Genomic DNA, 21,670 nt, shown 5'->3' on the forward strand with positions numbered 1-21,670 from the left:
CCTGATCAACCCGCCCGCTGCTTCTTGGTGGTGGCCGCCTCCATGATCTTTTGTTCGGTCGCCTCAGCCCGGGTAAATTCTCCCGTCAATTCCCCTTCGCACAGAACTAATATCCTGTCGCTGACGGTTAATAACTCTGGTAACTCGCTGCTGGTCACGATCATGGCCATCCCCTGCTCCGCCAACCGGTCCAGCAGACGATACAGCTCGGCCTTGGCCCCCACATCGACCCCGCGGGTTGGATCATCCAACAGCAGCACCCGCGGTTGGGTCAAAAGCCACCGTCCGATAATGCATTTTTGCTGGTTTCCCCCGGACAACGTGGTGATGGACGCCTCTGGCCCGGCGGTTTTGATACCCAAATCCGCAATCTGCGACTGCACCGCGGCTAATTCCGCGGCGGGATGAATCAGACCCGCCGTGGATAATTCGGCCAGGCGGCACAGAGAGATATTTTCCCGTACGCTCATATGGGCAAAGAGGCCCAGGCGTTTACGATCCTCGGTGACCAAGGCCATCCCCGCCCATTTGGCGGCGGCGGGATCGCGAAAGCTGACGCGTTGACCATTGAGGCGAATTTCTCCCGCAGGGGGGGTGGGACTGGCGCCAAACAGGGCCTCCAGCAGCTCGGTGCGGCCCGCCCCCATGAGTCCGGCTATGCCCAGGATTTCCCCTTTTCGCAGCGAGAAGCTAATATCACGCAGCCGCCAGCCGCGGGCGTGCCCCGGCCAGGGAAGTGATAGATTTTGGACTTCGAGCATGACCTGACCCAGCGCCGCCGAGGTGGGCCGCAAGGCTTGTTCGATCTCGCGTCCGACCATCAGATGGGCAATCGCGCGGGGGTTGGTGTCGCGGGTTGGAACCGTTTTTACAAATTGGCCATCCCGCAGGACGGTTATTCGGTCGCTTAAGTGAAAGACTTCTTCCATCTTGTGCGAGATATACAATATGGTGACCCCCTGGCGGCGCAGCTTTTCTATCACGCGATAAAGGCGGGCGACTTCCGCCTCGGTCAGGGCGCTTGTGGGTTCATCCATGATGAGGATGTCGGATTTGAGCGATAACGCCTTGGCAATTTCCACCAGTTGCTGGTCCCCGACGCGCAATGTTCCCACCAGCGCCCGGGGAGAAATTTCGCAATCGAGCTGGCCCAGCAACTGTGCAGCCTCCTGGTCCATCAGCCGCTGATCCAACAGCCCCCAACCAAAAGTTTTTTCCCGGCCGAGAAAGATATTGGCCGCGACGGAAAGTTGCTCAACCAGGTTGAGTTCTTGGTGAATAATACTGATACCGGCGGCTTCGGCGTCCCGCGTCCCGCGAAAGCGCGCGGTCTGGCCACGGATGACCAGTTCCCCCTCGTAGACGGGATAGACGCCGGAAAGTATTTTCATCAGCGTGCTTTTGCCCGCGCCGTTTTCCCCCATGATGGCGTGCAGTTCACCGGCCTCCACATCGAGGCTGACATTGTGCAACGCCCGCACGCCGGGAAATTGTTTGCCAATCGCGCGAATCGAAATCAGGGACATAGGCGGGCAATGAAAAAATTAAGAATTAAAAATTTAAAATTCAGATTTGGGAAAGAGATAAGACATTAGCGTACATGTACGCACAGTGACTGCAATCCGACCGTAGCGAATACCGCCGATACCAGCGGCGGCTTTACTTTGAAGCTTACGGGATTCCGTATTCCGTCGCGCTCCGCTGCGCGTCGCGGCTAACCGTCTCTCGTCTCTCGTCTCTCGTTCCGCCGATACCAGCGGCGGCTTTGTGTCCGTTTTCCCCACTCCCTCGGCTCCCCTTACCCCTCTCCTCTGACTTTTGAACCGCGCGATTCCGCAATCGCCCAGGCCACCAGTAATACCCCGACGATGCCTCCCACCACCAGGCTGGCCACGGTTTGCTTGACAAAGAAATAACACACACAACCGGCCAAGAACGCCAAAAAGGGGATGGTGGCCCAGCCGATGCTATCGCTAAAGAAGCGCCGGGTGAGTCGATCGCGCTGGCTAAAAGCGACCGCCACCACAACGACAATTCCCACGATAAGCCCCTCGTAAACCTTGGAATCGCTCACGATGCGGCCGATTGCGTCAATCACGGTGCTCAGAAAAAGACACCCTAAGACCACTCCGGGAATCGTCCCCACGCCCCCCTTTAAACTGCATCCCCCGATGACGGAAGCGGCGATGGCGTTAAGCTCATAACCGACCGCGTCGATGTCGGGCTTGGCGGCGGAGGTTTCGCCTAAATAAAAGATCCCCGTGACACAGGCGGTGAGGGAGCCGAGACAATACGCCAGCCACTTGAGCCGGTCGGTGGGAATGCCGCTCAGGACCGCCGCTTGTTCGTTACCCCCCAGGGCGTGCAATTGCCGGCCTAACTTGCTACGACTCATCAAAATCCACAAGACAAGCGCCAGGCAGACAAAGGTCGCGCTCAGCACGGTAGGGCTGCGGAGAATTTGGCGAATCCACTCCTCGGAAAAATTGACCTGCCCGCTGCCGTCGATTTTGGCCAAACCCCGGGCCAGGCTGCGCAAACCCACCAGGGTGGCCAAAGTCGCAACAAAGGGTGGCAGACCGACGCGGGTAATCAGCCACGTGTGAAATGTCCCCACAAATAACCCCAGGACTAGCGTCCCCCCGATCGCCCCGACGAACGCCCAGGGGGAGATATCGATTTCATTACTGGCAAAACCGGTGGGGTCAAATAATTTCATCAGGCAGGCAAAGACCGTGGCGGCCAGCGCGATCATGGCCCCGCTCGAAAGGTCGATTCCTCCCGCAATGATTATAATCGCGGCCCCCATGGCGAATATGCCCAAGAGGATCGTGTCTTGCAGGATTTCCCAGGCACAGACATCAAAGCTGTACCAGTATTGAAGGTTTTCGCGATCCGCGATCAACGTTACCGCAATTACCCCGATCCACGCCAGCAACAATTTCAGCTCGATCGACCGCCCGGCGCGCCGCAATAAATCACTCATGAATCGGTCAATCCGTATTTTTTAAGCCAGGCTTGAAAGTCGGGCAGGGTTAATAGCTCGACTTGGGAAATGGGAGTATTCAATTCTTTGAATGTGTCCGCGGTCAGGGGGGAGCCTTTTTCCGGGATCACCACTTTTAAGCCGGTATCCTTGATATTTCCCCCCTCCGCTCCCAAATTGGGAAAAATTTCCTTAATGGTCGCGTCATCCTTGTTTAATTTGGCATAAGCCGCCTTGACCGTCAGATACCCCATCATAAATGGGTTTTGAACCACCATCACATCAATGTTCCCTTTTTGCATATGGGTAATGGCGTTGGCCTCGGCGTCAAAGGTCGCCACCGTTTGTTTGCGGTCGGGACCACCCACCTCATCGGCTATCGCGGGGGCGTTGTACGACCAGATCCCGACCAGCACCCCCACATCGGGATGCTTGGTCAAGACCTGCCGCACATTGTCCCGCGCGATCTTGCGGTCGGAATTGTCCAGCTTCCGCTCTAGTTCTTGAAATCCATCTCCCATTGCCGCCTTAAATCCATCCATTCGTTCTACGGCGTTTTGCTGTGTGTCCACGCCCACGAATTGCACATAAGTATTATTTTTGGGTTGCAGATTCTTAGCCGCTGTTCCCAGCACCTGTCCCCCTTTGACATTGTTGGTGCCAATATAAAAATCCCGCAGATGCTGTTTATCTTTGGGCAGGTCGCTATCAAAGCAGATAATAACAACCCCTTTCTTTTTCAGCTTTTCCAGTTCTTCGGCCAGACTGGCGTTTCCCGCGTCAATGGGAGAGATTCCCACGGCGACAATATCGTTGCGGGTGTAGTATTTTTTTAGTCGATCGACCTGCCCTTGGCCCGTGCCGTCGTTGTTGTCCATTTCGGCGGTGAAGTTGGCATCGGCCAATTTGAGATCCGTGACGGCATCCTTGATGCCCGCCCGCGCCGCATCCCAAAAAGTGGATTCGGTGTTATTCAACAGGACAATCCGTTTCGTTGTCGCGCCGCCGGCCTGGTTGTTATTGGGGGTTTTTTCCCCACAACCCGCGCAAGGAAGAATAGCCGCGAGCAACCCGAGGGCGATTAAAAATTCACGACGCAACTGCAAGCCTGATAACATAATTTCCCCCCAGAAAAGAAAGGCTCTGAGCTGGTGTATCACAGAGGCCACGACTATCCACTAAAACGGCTATCCACTAAAAACGTTGACAACTCACTAGCTGTCGCATGGCCAAAAAAATCCGCCCCCGCCATGTTCGTAAACAACACGTTTTCCCGACTTCCCAGTGACGATTTTAGCTAGCAATGCCGCGTCAAACAAGTAAAGGAATGCGTCTGTTGTGTGAGAATTCTTGCGCTCCTGGGGGAATTCACCACACTCCCCGGGGCGACCCCGTTCGCGCCAAAACACCAAAATTGGGCAACCGTCACATTTTACCAAATCCCGCGGTGGCATCGCTGCGCTTGAACTTTTTACAGGAATTTCGTCGATGCTGCTTAAGCGGCAGCGCCCTTCGCGCGCGTTTTATCCTTGTTCCGCCGTCCTGATTCCAGAAATGGTCGTCGCAGCCGTCAGTGGCAGTTTTTTGCCGCGCAGGGGCTGTTTCTAGTTTTTTTGCCTAGAACCGAAATGCCAGCGATGCTAGCCGCTCAACCAACCTCGACTTTCCCGCGCGGAATACAGCCTGAAAGCCCTTCCCGCGCACGACCCAACACCGGGCTGGAGAACGAGCTTTCGCAACTCGGACCCTGGAAACTGGGAAGCGTCCTCGGCCGCGGTGCCTGGGCGACCGTGCGGCTAGGATGGCAAAATCACGCGACCCTGCCCTACGCTATCAAAATTTTACGCACGGAATGGACCGACCACCCCTGGGCCTTGTCTCAATTTCAACAAGAAGCCGAATTAGGACGCCGACTGAATTGTCCGCATCTGTTGCCCATTCTGGGGGGTGATTGCCGTCGGCACCCGTATTATCTGGTCATGCCTGGCTTGCGGGGAGAAACCCTGCAACAACGGCTCTCTCGATCGGGGCCGTTATCCCCCGCCCAGGCCCTGGGAATGGGCCGCCAGGTCGCCACAGCGCTGGGTGTAATCCATCAGGCGGGATTTGTGCATCAGGACGTAAAACCGGCCAATATTTGGCTGGTCCCCAATGGTCACGTCACTTTATTGGACTTGGGTTCTTGCCAAGAGATTGTCCCGGCGACTTCCGTTTGGGAACGGCCCCTTATTGGGAGTCCGGCATATTTGGCCCCCGAGTCCTTTACTACCAGCCAGGGCATCACTCCGCAAAGTGATTTCTATTCTCTCGGTGTGGTGCTGTATCAAGCACTTTGTGGGCGTTCGCCGTACCCCTGCAATCATGCCGATTTGGCAGATGGCCCAGCGACGGCTCGCGAATGTTCACCCGAAATAACGGCGATCACGGCTTTGGTGGAGCAAATATTGCACTTTCGCCCGATTCCCCTGCGGCAATTACAACCCCTGCTCTGCAGTGCGACGGCGGACTTTATTCAGGGTCTCTTGGCCAAACACCCAGCTCGACGCCCCTCCTCTGCCGCGGATATCATCGCAACCATCAGTCGCTTGGAACTGGCGGCCATTCAAAACTCAGTCAGCCGGTTGTTGGCGGAATAAACTCTTGCTTTGGGCTTCGGGATCAGAAAGAATATGTTTTAGGCGGTTATTGGGTTGCGTGCGCCGCAATCCATTTTGATAGGCACCGCAAACAACATCTTTTCCGGCTGTACCAACCCAGCGAGGCTCTCGATGCATGGCATTCCCCCCCGGATGACGTACGCCCAACCATTACGTCTGTGGCTGGTCCCGCTAATCGCGGGAATAGCCATGTTATCCGGGTCCCCCTGCCAGGCAGATGAAAAGCTGGCAGGAATTGCATGTCGATCGGTCCATCTGCAGTTCCCCACCGGCCAGGGGACCGCGTTTTATAACGAGGTTACCATCAAAAAGTCCGCGCCGGGAACTTATTTTTGTGTTTGTGGTTTCAACGCCGGTTACTTTGGCCTGCAAGAACTCGGCGATGGCAAAAAACTCTTGATTTTTTCGGTTTGGGATCCCGGCAACCAAAACGACCCAAACCAAGTGGCTGAAAGCCAGCGAGTGAAACTGCATGACCAAGATCCCCAAGTGCGAATCGGTCGATTTGGCAATGAAGGGACCGGCGGGCAATCGTTTTATGATTTTGACTGGCAACTGGATGAGACTTATCGCTTTCTAGTAACCGCTCGGAAGGATGCCGAACGCACCGCCTATACAGGCTGGTTTTATCACCCGGGCGAAAAGACCTGGAAAAAACTAGTCACTTTTTCCACCCTCAAAAACGGCGAATTACTAGGGGGATGCTATTCATTTGTTGAGGATTTTCGCCGCAACCGAGTTTCCGCCACTCAGACACGGACCGCCCAATTTGGAAATTCCTGGTTTCAAGATGAGCAGGGGCAATGGCGGGCGATTGACAACGCCAAGTTTACCGCTGACTCCAACCCCGCCACAAATATTGATTCGGGCGTGCAAGACAAACAGTTTTTTCTGAGCACCGGGGGAGAAATCAAAAATACGGGGACACAGCTAAACGACAAACTTAAGTTAATCGAAACTCAATCTCAATTACCGGAGTTGCCTGCGGAATTGACCAAATCACCAGTACAAAAATAGCTGTTAATGTATTTATTATTTGTAAAAATAGCCTAGACGGTACATGGGTACGGACTATAAAAATGCGTTATTGTCAGGGTCAACTTACATACAACTTGTAAATCTGCTGAACCAATACACTCCCTTGAAATTGCCGCTTTGAATTTGCCAGTCGCGATAAACTGGCTACCAGCAATAAAATCACACCTTTGCGGTTTAACTGATAATTTGGGGCTTTTCATCACGAACTTTGCCATCCGCGATTGAGGCGGGCATTCTGGCAGTGGACCAACAAGTTGATAGGTGTGCTTGGTGCGCCACTGGGTTTAGGGATTATTCAGGGGAATTATGCTGGAACAGAACAACCTGGCATCGTCTTCGATTCTGGATCAACCCGCCGAGGCGTGTTTTCCACTGCCGGTTAATTTACATCAACAGCAGTTTGAAACCCTGCTCATTGGTAATAACCGGATTTTAGAATTGATTTTGCAGGGAGCCGAACTTTCCCAAATTTTGCAAGAAATTGCCAAATTTATGGAGAATCTCGATCCCCGCTGTCGCAGCACGATATTGCTTTTAGATGAGGATAGTCAAATCTTGCGGCACGCCGTGGGCCCCAGCCTGCCCGAAGCCTATCGCAACGCGATCGAAGGTATCCACATTGGCCCGGATGTCGGTTCCTGCGGCTCGGCCGCCTTTCGACGACAAATGGTGATCAGCCGCGACATCCGCCATGATCCTTTATGGGCCAAGTACTTGGATTTGGCGGCGGCGTTTGACTTGCGGGCGTGTTGGTCAATTCCCATCATGGCCAGTCAAGGACAGGTCTTAGGGACTTTTGCCATTTACTTTAAGACACCCCTGACGCCGACGGATTATGATTTGCGCAATATTCGGGGTGCAGCGCATTTGGCGGCCTTGGCGATCGAGCATCATCGTTCCCGAACGACACTGGAAAAAAACGAGCGTTATTACCGGCTCTTGGTGGAGCATTCTTGCGATGCGGTTTGTCTTTTGGACCATCAGTTGCGCTCGATCTATAGTAGTCCCAACGGCGCGCCGCTCTTGGGCTATCCGCCCTACTTTATGATCGGCAAATCCGTGCTAGAGATCGTCCACCCAGAGGAGCATGAATATGTCTCGGCCGTGGCCAAGGACCTTGACGGGGCGGCTGATACCGTTCGGCTTATTCGGGTGCGCGTGCGCAATGCCTCGGGAGAATATCGCTGGTTAGAGGCATCGATACGCAAAGCCCCCCCCACGATTGCCCCGGATGCCTTTGTGGTGAATTGGCGGGACATTACCGAGAAAAAGCTATTTGAAGAAAAACTGATGCGCGGGGAACAGCGTTATGCCCTAGCCACCAAAGCAGGCAAGGCTGGCATTTTGGAACTCGACTTGGCCGGCCAGCGTGCCTATGTGGATCCAAATATCTGGCAGATTTTAGATTTGGAGGATCCCGGTGAAATCTCCTTGAATGAGTGGCTGCAAGCAATTCACCCCGAGGACCAACTCCAGGTGGCAGCCCTCTTGGACCGGATCCAGAGACGGCAATCCGATCAATTTGAACTTGAACTACGGTTGTTGAATCGACAAGGGGGGACGGAATGGTTTTACTTCAACGGCAGCGTCAGTCAAACCGCAGGTGCGGGATTGCAAATCATTGGCACGGGCACCCAAATTACCCAGCGCTACCAATATGAATCACAGCTACGCTTGCAGCGCGAGGAACTCACCCATGCCGCGCGACTCTCCACGCTGGGAGAGTTAGTCGCCAGTATTTCGCACGAAATCAATCAACCCCTCTATGCGATCGCCAACTTTGCCAATGCGCTGAACGCCTCGCTGAATCATCCGCCGGACACTAAGGCCGCCTGCGCTGAACAACATAGCAAATTGCGGCATTGGGCCCGGCAAATTGCCAGCCAGGCCGAACGAGCGGGCGAAATCCTGACACGCTTGCGAAATTTTGCCCGCAAAAAAACCCAAGAGCTAAAACCACTTGATCCGCGAAAAGTAATTTTGGATGCGGTAAAATTAATGTTGCCCGAGGCGCGCTCCCGCTCCGTGGAAATTAGTGTGTTTGCCCCCGTAAAGCTTTCCCGGATCATGGGTGACGCCATCCTGATCCAGCAAATCCTCGCCAATCTGCTGCAAAATGCCATCGAAGCCGAATCCGCACGCACCAGCTTGACTGATGAACAGGGGATAAACGTTACGGTGAGCGAGCAGGATGGCCACGTGCGGATCGAAGTCCGCGACCATGGAGCGGGAATCACCGCCGAACAACTTAGCCAGATCTTTCAACCCTTTTACTCCACCAAGCCTAATGGCCTGGGCCTCGGACTAGCCATCTCGCTTACAATTGCACAGTCGTTGGGCGGCAAGCTCTGGGCAGAACCATGCCCCGATAAGGGTGCCGCGTTTTTCTTGGCCTTACCCGTCTGTGAAGAGTAGCCCGCGATGAATTCAACCAATGAACAAAAAGTGTATATCATCGACGATGACCCGGTGGCGGCCGAATCGATGGTCGCCCTCGTCGAATCGATGCACATTCCCACCGAACGGTTTTCTTCCGCCGAGGAGTTTTATGAACGGTCTATCGAACATCGCCGAGGTTGCGTCTTGACCGATCTGCGGATGCGCGGCATGAGCGGATTGGATTTGCTGGAAAAAATGAATGGAGATAGCTACCCCCTGCCGGTCATTCTGGTTTCGGCTTATGCGGATGTCCCCCTGACGGTCCGGGCATTTGAAAAAGGTGTATTAACGGTATTGCAAAAGCCCTGTCGCGATCAGGATTTGTGGGATGCCTTGCAGCATGGCCTCAAGCTGGAGGCGGAACTCCATAAAAAAGCGGATACCAGGCGAAAATTATGCGAGCGTTTGGAAAAGCTAACCACCGATGAACGTGAAGTGTTGCGCCTGGTCCTGAACGGCTTGCCAAACAAAACCGTGGCCACCCGGCTGGATATCGGCCTGCGAACCGTGGAAGCCCGAAGGCATGCCATCATGGTTAAATTAAACGTCTCCACGCTGGTCGAATTGGCCCGCATTCTGGCGGAAAATCAAATTACCATCTGAGCGGGCAACCAACGCAGAAAAGCGTTTTGTCACGCGGCCTACACGCCCTCGCCCGCCGCTGTTAAAATCACCTGCGGTATCCGCCCCACTATTCCGCATTCTTTTTTCCGTGTGATATGCCGCGCTCCTGGCCCGCCAGTCTGTCAATACTTCCCGTGAAATCACCCCTGCATGGCGAGATTCGCCCTCCAGGCTCCAAGAGTTTGACCAACCGTGCGCTCATCTGCGCCGCTCTCGCGCGGGGAGAATCCGTCCTGACAGGCGCGCTGGAGAGCGAGGATACCGCAGTCATGTTGGATTCGCTTATCAAACTGGGATTTACCGCCCAGGCTGATTTTTCCCGTGAGGGGCAGGCCGCCAATACAATCAGGATCAACGGCCAAGCGGGCCGGATTCCCCTCCCCCTCGCGGAGTTGTTTATTGCCAATAGCGGCACTTCGGTCCGTTTTTTAACAGCGCTGGCGGCCTTGGGCCAGGGGACCTACGTGCTGGACGGCACATCCCGCATGCGCGAGCGACCCATCCAGGATTTATTAATCAGTTTGCAGGGGCTTGGCGTGTCGGCGCGTAGCCTGGCCAATAATGGCTGCCCGCCGGTGGAGATCGTCGCGCGGGGCTTGAAGGGGGGTACCACCTCTGTCAAGGGTGACGTCTCTAGCCAATTTCTCAGTGCGTTGTTGATGGTGGCTCCGTACGCGGCTAGTCCCCTGACGATCAAAGTAACCGGAAACCTGGTTTCACGTCCCTATATCGAGTTGACGTTGGCGGTCATGCGGGCTTTTGGGATTAACGTCCCCATCGATGATGGGCGCAGCTTTGTGATTCAGCCCGCGTGCTATGCGCCGTGTCATTATGAAATCGAACCGGATGCCTCTGCCGCCAGTTATTGGTTTGCGGCGGCGGCGATTACCGGGGGTGAACTCACCGTGCGGGGGCTACACCGGGATAGCTTGCAGGGGGATGTGCGATTTGTGGAGGTCCTACGGCAAATGGGATGCGCGGTGGAATACCTGCCTGGGGCTATACGCGTGCGCGGTCCACAACAATTGCGCGGCGTCGATGTGGACATGAACGAGATTAGCGATACCGTGCAAACCCTGTCCGTGGTGGCCCTCTTTGCCAATGGACCCACGCGGGTGCGGGGGGTCGCCCATAATCGCCATAAAGAAACCGACCGAATAGGCAACTTGGCAATTGAACTACGCAAGCTGGGAGCCAGGGTTACCGAACATGATGACGGTTTGACAATTGATCCCCCCGAAGTGCCGACTGGGGCTGCGTTGGAAACTTACAACGATCATCGCATGGCGATGAGCTTTGCCCTGGCTGGCCTACGAACAGCCGACGTGCATATTTTGAATCCAAGTTGTGTGGAAAAAACCTACCCCGTTTTTTTTGAGGATCTGGCACAACTAAGCCCCGGGTGCGTCCTGTTATGAACGTACGGTTATAAACGTACTATTGGAACCTGTCCAGAAGTTGGCGCGGAGGCCAGCACGGTTGCTGAGCGGCCTTGTTTAAAATCGCCTTAACCGACAAGGGCGCGGCTTTTTTCCAGACTGTCTAAAAGCAAGCTGGCGCGCTCGAGCATGGTGGGGGCGGCGCACTGCGGAGTCGTGTGCGGATTGTCAGGATCACTGGCAATAAACGCTCCTTGACAGTGCTCGCAAATCATCTTTTTTCCCAGATAGCTTACGCGGACCCGCAAGGCGCGGCCGCAGGTCGGGCATTCTTGATAAAAATACGTCGCCGTGGATGCTCTGGGCATATTCATGGAAAGGTATCTCCTTCTACCAAGTTCTTGGGCTAACATAAGAGTGCGGTTAAACCGCACTGTTTTTGACTACAGAGTTGCTTTGACCCCATAGTCTTTTTGGACCCTACTGTCCCTGGAATAACCCTAACACTCTACTACCCTGACACTGTACTACCCTGACACTGTACTACCCTGACACTGTACTACCCTGACACTGTCCTACCCTGACACTGTCCTACCCTGACACTGTCCTACCCTGACACTGTCCTACCCTGACACTGTCCTACCCTGACACTGTCCTACCCTGACACTGTCCTACCAAAACACTATTGCCTGATCATCAAGCAAATAAGGAAAAAACCCAATTGCGGCGAAAAAGGTCTTTGTTGACCTTTACGCACGCATTTTACCTTTTGTTCAAAAAATTGCAAGTCTATATCTGACATACAGATAGGAATCGTCGTCTTGTGAAACTATTCACAAGACCCCTTTTGCGGGGTACAGGCGTTAAATCAGAATATTTGATACAAATCTCAACAAATATTCGAAATCCAAAAGCCTCAGTGGTATCGACTATCATTTTTTCCCCATGGATTCTTGCACTCCAAGGAGTGACATCACCCTCAAAAGGTTCACGTAATTTAAGCAAAAATCGTGCCGGACTATTATTATCTCCCCCACTTTTTTGACCTATGCTTATCATGGGGTAATTCTAGCTCACTTTTGCTCATACTTTAATAACATGCCTGCACCAAAATACATCCGCTGGCAAATAACGGTTTGGCTTTTGGGGATTGCTGGGGGATTGCTTTTTCATCAGCAAATTTCCCCTTGCCACGCCGAAGAACGACTCACCTTTGAGCAGATCATCTTCGAGACCCAACGTGTTACCACGCGGTGGCAAGATTATGAGCCAGGTGACCTTATCCGCCAAAGTCAAGCGCAAGAGTTCATCCAGGCCTATCGGGCCTTAGGTTGGGATGTGCCTGACGCGGAGACCCTCTTGGCAAAAGTCCCCGCCGATGGGGAATACCTATTCGATTTGCTGGCTACCCGCGGCGGTAAACCTTTTATGCGGGAAATCGCCACGATCCCCAGTGGCTATGATAAACTGGACCGCCTGCTGCAACTCCCCGACGGCAAGCAACTGGTCAAGCAACTCATTAACGCCCGCGACGGAAATAAGCTGATTGCCTATCTGGCATCGACCAAAGGGGGAAAAAACCTCGGCAAGATGCTAGGCGCGGCGGCGGATGTCGATTTTAACGCCCCCACCGGTCGGATTTATACCGTGCGGGCGTTCATCCAGGAATTGCAGCCTTTATTTATCAGCAAGTAATTTACCCACGAGCAGCCCTCATGGTTCACCGACGCGGCCAGGTTTTTTAGCGAATCCGTTTCATCCCTTTAATGGCCACGGTCTGGGCGGGCAAGGCGGGAAAGTCACTTTTAGGACTGGTGGGTGTGTTACCCAGTTGATCCACGACTTCCCGACCCGCGACAACTTCGCCAAAGACGCAATAGCCGTATTTATCCGTCTCTTCTCCGGCATGGTCCAACAGGTGGTTGTCCGCCAAATTAAAAAAGAAATGCGTGGTGGCGCTGTCGATCGAATCGGGCAACCGGGCCATGGCGATGGTATATCGCTGATTTTTTAGTCCGTTGTGGGCTTCATTGCGAATGGGCAGGTCCACGCGTTTGTTTTTTAATTCCGGGGTATAGCCTCCGCCAATCACGATGAAATTCTTTTGAACTTCGTGAAAAATGGTGCCGTTATAAAAGCCGCGCTGGACATAAGATAAAAAATTGCCAACGGTGATCGGAGCGCGCTCGGCATCCAGCTTAACGGTGATCGGACCGAGCGTGGTCTCGATAACAACTTGCGGATGCAGGGGATCCAAGCTTTCGACCGGGGTGGCCGCTTCGCTGCCGATCGACAACGTCGCGGCATTGTTTCCCGGGGCGTTCTTTGCGGCGACGGGCCGGGTATCATCCGGCGGTGTCGCCGAGTCAGAGCCTTGGCAACCGCAATAGAAAATCACCGTTCCGGCGATCATGCCGCCGCACATCCGCATCACAGATGACCCTTTCGGCCGCACTGAATTCGTTTGTATGGACATCAAACTGCGCCTCCCTGCGCGGTAACCAAAAGTAAAAAAATTTTATCATGCCCCCCACGGGGGTTCTTGCCGCCAACCCTGGTGGCCTTCGCGTTTTGTCAAAGCGATCGTTTCGAGTTGGGCAAGTCAGCCCACGGTTTATGCCGCTTTCGTCATGATCTTGTGCCACGCGACTGATCACACTGACAAAGCCCTAGGCGGGAAATTTGTTGGTTTTCCCGGGGAATCAGCGGCTAATTCTGGGGATTTGGGCGTTTTTCCACAAGACCAGTTTGCCCCGGTTTGGGCCAGTTTGTGACAAAGTTGTTGCGGTGCGAAATTGCCAAACACGCTAGAATCTACTTGAGCGGTAGCGCTTGGCCGATACCCGGGGACGTGATCCGGGTTGGATAATCACCAAGCTAGACCTCACCATTCCTTATCAACAGGTTGACGCGCATGTCCTACTCCCCTTTCCATGGTTCGCGACGGATGTTTTTGGGCGGTATTTCCGCGGGTTTAGCGTATTTCACCACTCCCGGATTGTTTGCCGAGGAGCTGGTCAAAACCCCCGCACAAACCGAGGGGCCGTTTTATCCAGACAAAATGCCCCTGGACACCGATAATGATTTACTCATCTTAAATGACAGCATTACTCCCGCCGTGGGAGAAATCACGCATTTGGGGGGGAAGATTTTGGACAGCAGCGGCAATCCCATTCGCAACGCGGTGGTCGAAATCTGGCAGGTCGACCACCAGGGAGCGTATTTACATACTGGCAGCGATAATCGCGAGCGGCAGGATAAAAATTTCCAGGGTTTTGGAAGGTTTTTGACCGGCGGCAGCGGCGAATATTATTTTCGCACCATCAAGCCCGTGGCCTATCCCGGCCGCACGCCCCATATTCACTACGCTGTCTACTTGCCTGGCCAGCAACGCCGCTTTACCACGCAATGCTACATCAAAGGGGAACCCCTCAACGCCCGCGATGGCATTTACAATAGTGTTCGCAATCCCCAGCAACGGGAGGCGATCACGGTCGAATTCGCCCCCCTGCCCAAATCCAAAATCGGCGAATTGACGGCTAATTTTAACATTGTGTTGAATCACACGCCTGAAATGTAAACTCCCGCTTTAGTTCCATCATTCGATGCGCTCATGCAGAGCCAGCTCCCCGCGGGAGCTGGCTCTGGGCGTTAATTGACTTAAGGGTAAAACCGATTTTGTAAAAATTTCTGTTTATCAACTTGCTAGCGGCAATAGGTTTCTAGTTAATTTGACCACAACTTATTCGCAAAAACAGGGCTTAAATGAATCGTCTCTCCCCATCGACAGACGACAGGCACAGTTTGGCCCATGATTTGCACAACAACTCGGAGGGGCAATCGTCACAAGATTTAGCCAGAGTCGCTGGCATGGTCAAAATAACGGCAAAACGCAATTCTTTTGTGGAGGCTAATACCAATGGTCATGGCACTTTCCTCACGAAAATTACTGACCGGCGAGGTTATTGCGACCCGCCCCCCCGTAATGACAGCCACGGATTTATTACCGTGGGCGGATCCGTACATCCTGCGGCTGCTAAGCGAGCATGAACAGGCCTTGGCTCAATCGCAAGCGACTAACCGAATAACAGCCTGGGAACAGCGATAAAGGGGAAGTATCCGCAATGAAGCAGTTTTTTTGCCAAAGTTGGAAGCTAGCTGGGAAAATTTACCCCATAAACTTCCCGGTTTGGCCGATAACTGACCAGCTATTCCCTCGCGGTGATTTTTCTGATTGCTCTTTACGCCTGATGGTCAAATCGCCACAATTCCCGCCGCTCATCCGGCCGCGGGTCATACGCAGCCGAATAAGTTGACTACTTTTTACCGCGAGCGGAGGCTTCGCGAGACCTATTTGCACAAGGGAGTGTGCCGCCGTGAGTTACCCGACGTTCCTGCATGGAAAAACCTGGATCGCCCCCTTAGCCAGCCTTTTGCTGGGTGCCGCCTACGCGCAGGCCCAGGGGTTGCCCGGCCCCGCGGCGCCCAATCCCGCCGCCGCGGCTGTTCCCTCCTCCACGGCGGTTGCCGCGGCCCCCGCCGCGCAAAGTTCTGGCCACCGGATCGCGGTGGTGGATGTGGGGATCATCTTTAAGCAAAGTCCACGGGTCGCCGCCCAACTGGAAAAGCTCAAGCAAGAGGCGCAAGCCAGCGGTGACGCCCTCAAGCAAGAATACGAAGCCCTGCGCGGCATGGCTGAAAAACTGCAAAAATCAATGGACCCCAGCGGTTTCGAGGCCAAGCAACTCGAGGCGGAAATCACCAAAAAGAAGCTGGATTTTGACTTTCGCCGCACGCAAATGGGCAAGGAACTGGCCGAGCGCGAAGCCAAGCTGATTTATGCCCTGTATATCGAGATCGACCAGATTGTCCAGGGAATTGCCCAGCGCAATGGGATCGCCCTGGTGATTAAGCATAACAGCCTGGAAGTAAATCCCAATGATAAAAACGATATCATGCGGGGATTAAACAACCAGGTTGTGTATGTGCACCCGGATTTGGATATCACCAAGCTGGTTATGGCCAGTTACAAATAACCCGCGGGCCCGCGTGTGCGGGCCCGTTAGGCACATCACCTCGGCGGCCATGGCGGGCCGGCGATCATTGTTTCCGACTTTGCAAGGAGTGTTACGTCGTGAAATTTCATCTGATGGCGTTGTTGGCGGGGGCCATGGCCCTGGGTATGGCGTTTCCGGCGGTTGCCCAGCAACCGGCCGGGCATAACATTGCCGTGATTGATGTCAGTGTGATCTTTAAGGATCATGTGCGCTTCAAGCAGGCAATCGAGCAAATGAAGACCGAGGTGGAGCAGGTCGAAAATTCGCTCAAGGCCGATTACGAGAACATGAAAAAGATGGCCGAGCAGATCAAGGCCATGAATCCCGGCTCGCCGGAATTTAAAAAGCTAGAAACGGATTTTGCCAAGGCCGATTTGGACTTTAAGTTTAAACGCGCCCAATCCTCCAAGGATTTTGCCGAACGCGAAGGAAAGCTGTATTACGCGATTTACCTGGAGATTGACCAAGTGGTCAAGGAAATCGCCATTCGCAACAACATCGCGCTGGTGTTGCGGCATCATTCCGACAAAATCGACTCCAATGACCGCACCGAGATTCTGCGCGGCATCAGCAAGCCGATCGTCTATGTCAATCCCGCCCTGGACATTACCCAGCACGTGCTGAATGTGCTGAATCGGGGCGCGGTGCAGCCAGCGACAACTCCCGCGACGGCCCAGGTCCCCGGCGTGGCGCGTCCCGGCGTGCAAATTCGCCAGTAAAAATACGGGTGGGGACGACGCGGGGGACCGCGTGGCTGGTCCCTTTTCGTCGCAACCGCCGATTGTCCGCGGCCCGCGCCCAATCGCGACGGTGCCGTTGGTCGCATGGCCGCCTACGCGGAGGCGGGGTGGCGAGTGGTTTCCGCCGAGTTTGACTTTTCTTTGCCGATATCATGTTGAATTTACAGCGGACTCGACGGCAACGCACTTTGGCCCGCGCAGTGGGTGTTACCGGACATGGCTATTGGACGGGCGAGAAAGTGCGAGTGGAGTTCCGTCCCGCGCCCGAATGCACGGGCATCGTCTTTGTGCGGGGGGACTTACCTCAGCCAGCGCGCATACCCGCGGTGGCCGCCGCCCGCATCGAAATTCCCCGGCGAACCGTGCTCGAGCATGGTCCCGCCCGCGTGGAAATGGTCGAACATGCCCTGGCCGCCCTGGCCGGCCTACAAATCGACAACTGCGAAATCTGGCTCGACCGCCAGGAACTACCCGGACTCGATGGTTCCAGCCAGGACTATGTCGATGCGCTCACCTGGGCGGGAGTCTGCGCGCAGCAAGCCCCGCGGGCTCAATTGGTCATTTCTGAAGTCATTCGCCTGGGAGATGAGCAAAGCTGGATCGAGGCCCGCCCCGCCGCCGGTCCGGGGCTAAGTTTGCGCTATGTGCTGGATTATGGGCCGCGCGGACCCATTGGCCGGCAAATCAAACAAATCCAGCTTTGTCCCCGGATTTTTCGCGAGGAATTGGCCGCTTGCCGCACATTTTTATTGCGGGAAGAAGCGGAATGGCTGATGGCGCAGGGGCTGGGACGAAGGGCGACCTTGCGGGATTTGCTGGTTTTCGATACAGAAGGCCCTGTTGAAAACACCCTACGTTTTCCCGATGAGTGCGTCCGGCACAAATTATTGGATATGGTGGGGGACTTGGCCCTGGCCGGCTGCGACTTGGTGGGGCATGTGACGGCGCATCGCAGCGGACACCGGTTAAACGCCGAACTTGTGAGTCATTTGCTGGCGCGGCCGCCGGCTTTGCGGCGCAGCGCCTAATTTTTTCCCGGTGAGACGCCGGTTCGGGCAGGATTTGTAAGGAATGGTTTTGCATGGCAGTGACAATTGTCCAACCCGCTTATGTCGACCCCCGCGCGGAACTGGCGGACGAGGTCTGGGTGGGACCGTTTAGCGTGATTGGCCCCGACGTGCGAATCGGTCGCGGCACGCGCATCGAAAATAACGTCACCATCACCGGTCACGTGACCATCGGCGAGGAAAACCATATCTATCCCAATGTGGTCATCGGGGCCGAACCGCAAGACATCAGCTATCGCGGCTCACCCACGCGCGTCGAGATCGGCCATCAAAATATCATCCGCGAAGGGGTGACTATTAATCGCGCCACGGAAAAAGAAGAAGGACTGACTTCGCTGGGGGATCACAATTTTTTGATGGCTTGCAGCCATGTCGCGCATGATTGCCGCGTGGGCAACCATGTGCTGCTGGCCAATGGCGCGCTCTTGGGGGGACATGTGCGGGTGCAGGATCACGCGTCGCTATCGGGCGCGGTGGCGGTGCACCATTATGCCACGATCGGCAGTTACGCGTTTATCGCCGGGCTCAGCCGGGTCCTGCATGATATTCCCCCTTATATGCTCGCCGAAGGGCATCCCGCCCGACCCCGCTGCGTCAATATCGTGGCGTTGAAACGCAACAATTTTAGCGCCCGGGCCATTCACGCCCTGGCCGAACTTCACAAACTGATCTACCGCTCCAAAGTCGGTTTAGAACCCGCTCGCGAGTTGCTGCGGGCCGCCGATAATCTCCCTCCGGAAGTCCTCCGCGCCTTGCAATTCCTGGAAGAATCCCACGCCGGTCGGCATGGACGGGCCCAGGAAACCCGTCGGGCCGCCTAATCATCAGACTAGCGGGCCACGATCCCCGCCGTTGACATTCACCCCTTTTTTCTAGGATTCCACCGTATGCCGCTACGCCTGGGTATTATCGGGGCAGGTCATTTGGGAAAAATTCACGCCCGGATCGCCGCGGCGCGGCCCGACTTTCAGTTGGTGGGAGTGGCCGACCCCCGCGCGGGAGCGGCGGAGCAAATCGTGGCGGAAATTGACGCCTTGGCGGCAATTGACGCCCAATCGGGGGAATTTCCCGTATCGGGGCCGTTTTTGGCACGCCGGGCGGTGGCTGATTATCGCGAATTGATCCCCCATATCGACGCCGCGATTGTGGCCGCCCCCACTTGCCTGCACTTTGGCATAGGGCGGGAACTGCTGCGGCGGGGCGTGCATGTGCTGATGGAAAAACCCCTGGCATCCAGCAGCGCCGAGGCGGATCATTTGGTCGCCTTGGCGCGCAAGCAGGGATTGGTGCTGCAGGTTGGACATATCGAACGTTTTAGCCCCGCTTATCAGGCGTTGCGCGGGGCGATTTTTGCCCCCCGGTTGATCCAAGCCAGCCGTTATAGCGGATTTACCTTTCGCTCGCTGGATATTGGGGTGGTGTTGGATTTAATGGTGCATGACTTGGATTTAGCGATGAATTTAGCCCGCTCTCCCGTGCAATCGGTCGAGGCCTGGGGAACCGCGGTCATGGGGGGCCAGGAAGACTTGGCCCACGCGCGGTTGCAGTTTGATAATGGTTGCGTGGCGCTCTTGCAGGCATCGCGGGTTAGCGACCTGCCGCGGCGAACAATGGAAGTCTGGAGCGCGGAAACGCGGGGCAGGATCGACTTTGCCGACCGTAGCGGCGTGATCGCCCGCACCGACGGAAGGCTGCTCAAAGGCGAATTAGATTTGCTTTCGCTCACTCCTGCCGAACAAGCCCAGGTTAAGGAGCGAGTCTTTACGGATTATATCCATCTGGAACATTTGGACCCCGCCCCCTGCAATCCCCTGGCGGACGAGCAATTGGATTTCTTGGAATCCATTCGCGAAGGACGCGATCCCCAAGTCACGGGGGAACAAGGGCGGGATGTCGTGGCGGTCGCTGAACGTATTTTGAATAAAATTCGCTCCCACGAACGACAGCCGACGCCCTTGGTGGCGGAACCGCACAGCGGACAGCCTCCCGCGGTGGTCAAGCCACCCCACTGGTCGGCCCCCACCCTGCCCAAGCCGGGGGACTACCGCCGTTCGGCGTGATGCCGCGGGGGTAAAAGCGGCGGCAAGCGTATTGAGGATTAATAGTGCGTAGGGGGGGCAATCCGTCGTTATGACAGGTCGCGATCCTCAAACAGCAAGAGCGACACCAAGAGCGCCATGCCGCAATACAACAGCGTATATACCAGCGTTAATCCCAGATACTGTAACGGGACTTCCTGGCCCGCGGTAATGGCGGCGTGAATATTATAAGTCTCGAGCGTGGGAAAAATGGTCGCAAAAAAGCGCGCCGAAAATTCCACCAATTTATCCAGGTTGTAATCCGTCCCAATGCGCGAAGATTGCACCAATTGCGGCAGCAAATTTCCCAGCACATAAATTGTCAACGTGATAATCATGTTGACCAGCATCGACAAACGGGTGGAGATCGCCACGGAGATGGACGTCAGGCACATGATCTGCATCAGGGTCAACGCCAGCCCGGGCAATATCGTGCGAATTTCCTCGTAGCCCTGTTGCCAGGACACATTTAGTTGCGATGACTCGCGCGAATCATAGACCATCTTGAACGGAATACAGCCAATAAAAAACAGACTGCCGATCAAAAACAAAATCATCACCGGAAACAACACGCCGAAATATTTTCCCACGACAAATTCCAACCGGCTGATCGGCTTGCTCAGCACGGTTAGCGCGGTCCGCCCGTCAATCTCATCGGCGATGGTGTTGCTGGCCGTCCAAATCGCCACCAACAGGGAAAAGACCGTCAGCACGGTCAGCACGTTTTCTTTATATCCTTTGATATCCTCCCCAAAGGTGTAAAGCGGAATAACCAATTGGATAAAAATAAACGCCAGGATCAAGCACAGCACAATTCCATAAATCGGCTGATAAATCGCCTCTTTCATGGTGGTGTTGGCGACCGCCGAAATCCGGGGGAACAACCAACTGAATAAAAAGTACGCCAGCACCCCGCTGATTAACACGAGGGCCGTCGCGGGAATCGCCGCCACCTGCGGATGCTCGGCCGTGGCGACCAGGCGGACTTCCACCGGGTTATCCAGATTCGTGTTATTTGTCAGATAAAATTTTACCTGTTCGCCGGTAAAGTAATATCGCTGTTTGCCGGAACGCTTCCATGTGTAGGTTTGCTTGGGATCTATAATCGTGCGCGGCTGAAAGGGGCTAAAGGCCGGATCGCCCGGCAGCACCAGCATCAGCTCGGCGTTATGCAGCGGCGTCACATGAACTTCGGCGATTTCCACCGGACTGGCGTCAAATACGACCGCGCGGTTCTTTTCCGACGGTTTTAAGGGGACTGTTTGTGTTAAATTATCGTTGGCCAGCACGCGGGAAAGCGATGTGGCCATCGTCCCTACATTGAGTTGCTTGGACTCAAATGTGATCGCCGCCACCAGCACCATCAACGCATAGACTGAAATCACCGCCGCCGTGGCAAAAATGGGCAATAGCACCCCTTCGGTCGCGGTGTCCCACAGCCAGCGGCCGACCGCTGGACTGGCCAGGCGGGCCACTCCCCACAGTAAGAGCAAAATCATCAACCCGGCCAAGATGCCCATGGCAAACAGCCACGAAGGTGTGAGCCAGATAAACCGATCCGCCAGGAGTAACGCGCTGCTCATGCCAAGTGCCCAAATGTTAAGT

At 55.0% G+C, this 21,670-nt stretch carries 19 protein-coding genes; 13 read left to right on the forward strand and 6 right to left on the reverse strand.

Features of this window, described 5'->3' with window-relative positions; genetic code table 11:
- Positions 1-5 precede the first annotated feature (5 nt).
- From SFX18_06590 to SFX18_06600, 3 genes are all read right to left on the reverse strand, one after another.
- Positions 6-1,526, reverse strand: a complete 1,521-nt coding sequence (locus SFX18_06590; protein MDX1962801.1) for a sugar ABC transporter ATP-binding protein — start codon at positions 1,524-1,526, stop codon at positions 6-8.
- A 272-nt stretch (positions 1,527-1,798) separates the two neighbouring features.
- The gene (locus SFX18_06595; GenBank protein MDX1962802.1) at positions 1,799-2,986 is read right to left on the reverse strand and encodes an ABC transporter permease; all 1,188 of its coding nucleotides are present in this window, start codon (positions 2,984-2,986) and stop codon (positions 1,799-1,801) included.
- Positions 2,983-4,104 (reverse strand): substrate-binding domain-containing protein, encoded by a 1,122-nt coding sequence (locus tag SFX18_06600; protein MDX1962803.1) that lies wholly within the window; start codon positions 4,102-4,104, stop codon positions 2,983-2,985. The genes SFX18_06595 and SFX18_06600 overlap by 4 nt, the downstream gene beginning before the upstream one ends.
- A gap of 510 nt (positions 4,105-4,614) precedes the next feature.
- On the opposite strand from SFX18_06600, the gene SFX18_06605 reads away from it, so the two are divergent.
- The 5 genes from SFX18_06605 to aroA all read left to right on the forward strand — a co-directional run bounded on the left by SFX18_06605 (position 4,615) and on the right by aroA (position 11,162).
- Positions 4,615-5,622 carry a serine/threonine-protein kinase gene (locus SFX18_06605; GenBank protein ID MDX1962804.1) on the forward strand — a complete coding sequence of 336 codons (1,008 nt, stop codon included), beginning with the start codon at positions 4,615-4,617 and terminating at the stop codon, positions 5,620-5,622.
- A gap of 132 nt (positions 5,623-5,754) precedes the next feature.
- Entirely contained in the window at positions 5,755-6,660 is a 906-nt protein-coding gene (locus SFX18_06610) for a DUF3472 domain-containing protein (protein ID MDX1962805.1), read from the forward strand.
- A gap of 327 nt (positions 6,661-6,987) precedes the next feature.
- A complete protein-coding gene (locus tag SFX18_06615; protein MDX1962806.1) occupies positions 6,988-9,096 on the forward strand; it encodes a PAS domain S-box protein in 2,109 nt (702 codons plus the stop codon).
- 6 nt (positions 9,097-9,102) lie between these two features.
- Positions 9,103-9,723, forward strand: coding sequence for a response regulator (locus SFX18_06620; GenBank protein ID MDX1962807.1), 621 nt, complete (start codon positions 9,103-9,105; stop codon positions 9,721-9,723).
- Positions 9,724-9,839: 116 nt separating this feature from the next.
- Positions 9,840-11,162, forward strand: a complete 1,323-nt coding sequence (gene aroA, locus SFX18_06625) for a 3-phosphoshikimate 1-carboxyvinyltransferase (protein MDX1962808.1) — start codon at positions 9,840-9,842, stop codon at positions 11,160-11,162.
- 89 nt (positions 11,163-11,251) lie between these two features.
- Here the strand turns inward: aroA and SFX18_06630 are convergent, their stop codons facing one another.
- Positions 11,252-11,497 (reverse strand): hypothetical protein, encoded by a 246-nt coding sequence (locus SFX18_06630; GenBank protein MDX1962809.1) that lies wholly within the window; start codon positions 11,495-11,497, stop codon positions 11,252-11,254.
- A 724-nt stretch (positions 11,498-12,221) separates the two neighbouring features.
- Between SFX18_06630 and SFX18_06635 the strand changes: the two genes are divergently transcribed.
- The gene (locus SFX18_06635) at positions 12,222-12,818 is read left to right on the forward strand and encodes a hypothetical protein (protein ID MDX1962810.1); all 597 of its coding nucleotides are present in this window, start codon (positions 12,222-12,224) and stop codon (positions 12,816-12,818) included.
- A 46-nt stretch (positions 12,819-12,864) separates the two neighbouring features.
- On the opposite strand, the gene SFX18_06640 is transcribed toward SFX18_06635, so the two are convergent.
- Positions 12,865-13,554, reverse strand: a complete 690-nt coding sequence (locus SFX18_06640) for a peptidylprolyl isomerase (protein MDX1962811.1) — start codon at positions 13,552-13,554, stop codon at positions 12,865-12,867.
- A gap of 483 nt (positions 13,555-14,037) precedes the next feature.
- Here SFX18_06640 and SFX18_06645 point away from each other — a divergent pair, with 483 nt between their 5' ends.
- The 7 genes from SFX18_06645 (at position 14,038) to SFX18_06675 (ending at position 20,047) form a co-directional block, all read left to right on the forward strand.
- Positions 14,038-14,703 carry a protocatechuate 3,4-dioxygenase gene (locus tag SFX18_06645; protein MDX1962812.1) on the forward strand — a complete coding sequence of 222 codons (666 nt, stop codon included), beginning with the start codon at positions 14,038-14,040 and terminating at the stop codon, positions 14,701-14,703.
- Between the two features lie 345 nt (positions 14,704-15,048).
- Positions 15,049-15,231 carry a hypothetical protein gene (locus tag SFX18_06650; protein ID MDX1962813.1) on the forward strand — a complete coding sequence of 61 codons (183 nt, stop codon included), beginning with the start codon at positions 15,049-15,051 and terminating at the stop codon, positions 15,229-15,231.
- Between the two features lie 268 nt (positions 15,232-15,499).
- Positions 15,500-16,159, forward strand: coding sequence for an OmpH family outer membrane protein (locus tag SFX18_06655; protein MDX1962814.1), 660 nt, complete (start codon positions 15,500-15,502; stop codon positions 16,157-16,159).
- Between the two features lie 98 nt (positions 16,160-16,257).
- A complete protein-coding gene (locus SFX18_06660) occupies positions 16,258-16,899 on the forward strand; it encodes an OmpH family outer membrane protein (protein MDX1962815.1) in 642 nt (213 codons plus the stop codon).
- A gap of 173 nt (positions 16,900-17,072) precedes the next feature.
- A complete protein-coding gene (gene lpxC / locus SFX18_06665) occupies positions 17,073-17,948 on the forward strand; it encodes a UDP-3-O-acyl-N-acetylglucosamine deacetylase (protein ID MDX1962816.1) in 876 nt (291 codons plus the stop codon).
- Positions 17,949-18,001: 53 nt separating this feature from the next.
- Complete coding sequence (gene lpxA, locus SFX18_06670) at positions 18,002-18,808, forward strand: acyl-ACP--UDP-N-acetylglucosamine O-acyltransferase (GenBank protein MDX1962817.1); 807 nt, start codon at positions 18,002-18,004, stop codon at positions 18,806-18,808.
- Positions 18,809-18,874: 66 nt separating this feature from the next.
- A complete protein-coding gene (locus tag SFX18_06675) occupies positions 18,875-20,047 on the forward strand; it encodes a Gfo/Idh/MocA family oxidoreductase (protein ID MDX1962818.1) in 1,173 nt (390 codons plus the stop codon).
- Between the two features lie 68 nt (positions 20,048-20,115).
- Here the strand turns inward: SFX18_06675 and SFX18_06680 are convergent, their stop codons facing one another.
- Complete coding sequence (locus SFX18_06680; protein MDX1962819.1) at positions 20,116-21,648, reverse strand: ABC transporter permease; 1,533 nt, start codon at positions 21,646-21,648, stop codon at positions 20,116-20,118.
- Positions 21,649-21,670 lie beyond the last annotated feature (22 nt).

It is taken from the genome of Pirellulales bacterium, assembly GCA_033762255.1.
GTDB lineage: Bacteria > Planctomycetota > Planctomycetia > Pirellulales > JALHPA01 > JANRLT01.

Excerpts from the sequence above, each read along its gene's own strand:
- SFX18_06590 (MDX1962801.1), bottom strand. The coding sequence starts at position 1,526 with ATGTCCCTGATTTCGATTCGCGCGATTGGCAAACAATTTCCCGGCGTG.
- SFX18_06595 (MDX1962802.1), bottom strand. The coding sequence starts at position 2,986 with ATGAGTGATTTATTGCGGCGCGCCGGGCGGTCGATCGAGCTGAAATTG.
- SFX18_06600 (MDX1962803.1), bottom strand. The coding sequence starts at position 4,104 with ATGTTATCAGGCTTGCAGTTGCGTCGTGAATTTTTAATCGCCCTCGGG.
- SFX18_06605 (MDX1962804.1), top strand. The coding sequence starts at position 4,615 with ATGCCAGCGATGCTAGCCGCTCAACCAACCTCGACTTTCCCGCGCGGA.
- SFX18_06610 (MDX1962805.1), top strand. The coding sequence starts at position 5,755 with ATGCATGGCATTCCCCCCCGGATGACGTACGCCCAACCATTACGTCTG.
- SFX18_06615 (MDX1962806.1), top strand. The coding sequence starts at position 6,988 with ATGCTGGAACAGAACAACCTGGCATCGTCTTCGATTCTGGATCAACCC.
- SFX18_06620 (MDX1962807.1), top strand. The coding sequence starts at position 9,103 with ATGAATTCAACCAATGAACAAAAAGTGTATATCATCGACGATGACCCG.
- aroA (MDX1962808.1), top strand. The coding sequence starts at position 9,840 with ATGCCGCGCTCCTGGCCCGCCAGTCTGTCAATACTTCCCGTGAAATCA.
- SFX18_06630 (MDX1962809.1), bottom strand. The coding sequence starts at position 11,497 with ATGAATATGCCCAGAGCATCCACGGCGACGTATTTTTATCAAGAATGC.
- SFX18_06635 (MDX1962810.1), top strand. The coding sequence starts at position 12,222 with ATGCCTGCACCAAAATACATCCGCTGGCAAATAACGGTTTGGCTTTTG.
- SFX18_06640 (MDX1962811.1), bottom strand. The coding sequence starts at position 13,554 with ATGCGGATGTGCGGCGGCATGATCGCCGGAACGGTGATTTTCTATTGC.
- SFX18_06645 (MDX1962812.1), top strand. The coding sequence starts at position 14,038 with ATGTCCTACTCCCCTTTCCATGGTTCGCGACGGATGTTTTTGGGCGGT.
- SFX18_06650 (MDX1962813.1), top strand. The coding sequence starts at position 15,049 with ATGGCACTTTCCTCACGAAAATTACTGACCGGCGAGGTTATTGCGACC.
- lpxC (MDX1962816.1), top strand. The coding sequence starts at position 17,073 with ATGTTGAATTTACAGCGGACTCGACGGCAACGCACTTTGGCCCGCGCA.
- lpxA (MDX1962817.1), top strand. The coding sequence starts at position 18,002 with ATGGCAGTGACAATTGTCCAACCCGCTTATGTCGACCCCCGCGCGGAA.
- SFX18_06675 (MDX1962818.1), top strand. The coding sequence starts at position 18,875 with ATGCCGCTACGCCTGGGTATTATCGGGGCAGGTCATTTGGGAAAAATT.
- SFX18_06680 (MDX1962819.1), bottom strand. The coding sequence starts at position 21,648 with ATGAGCAGCGCGTTACTCCTGGCGGATCGGTTTATCTGGCTCACACCT.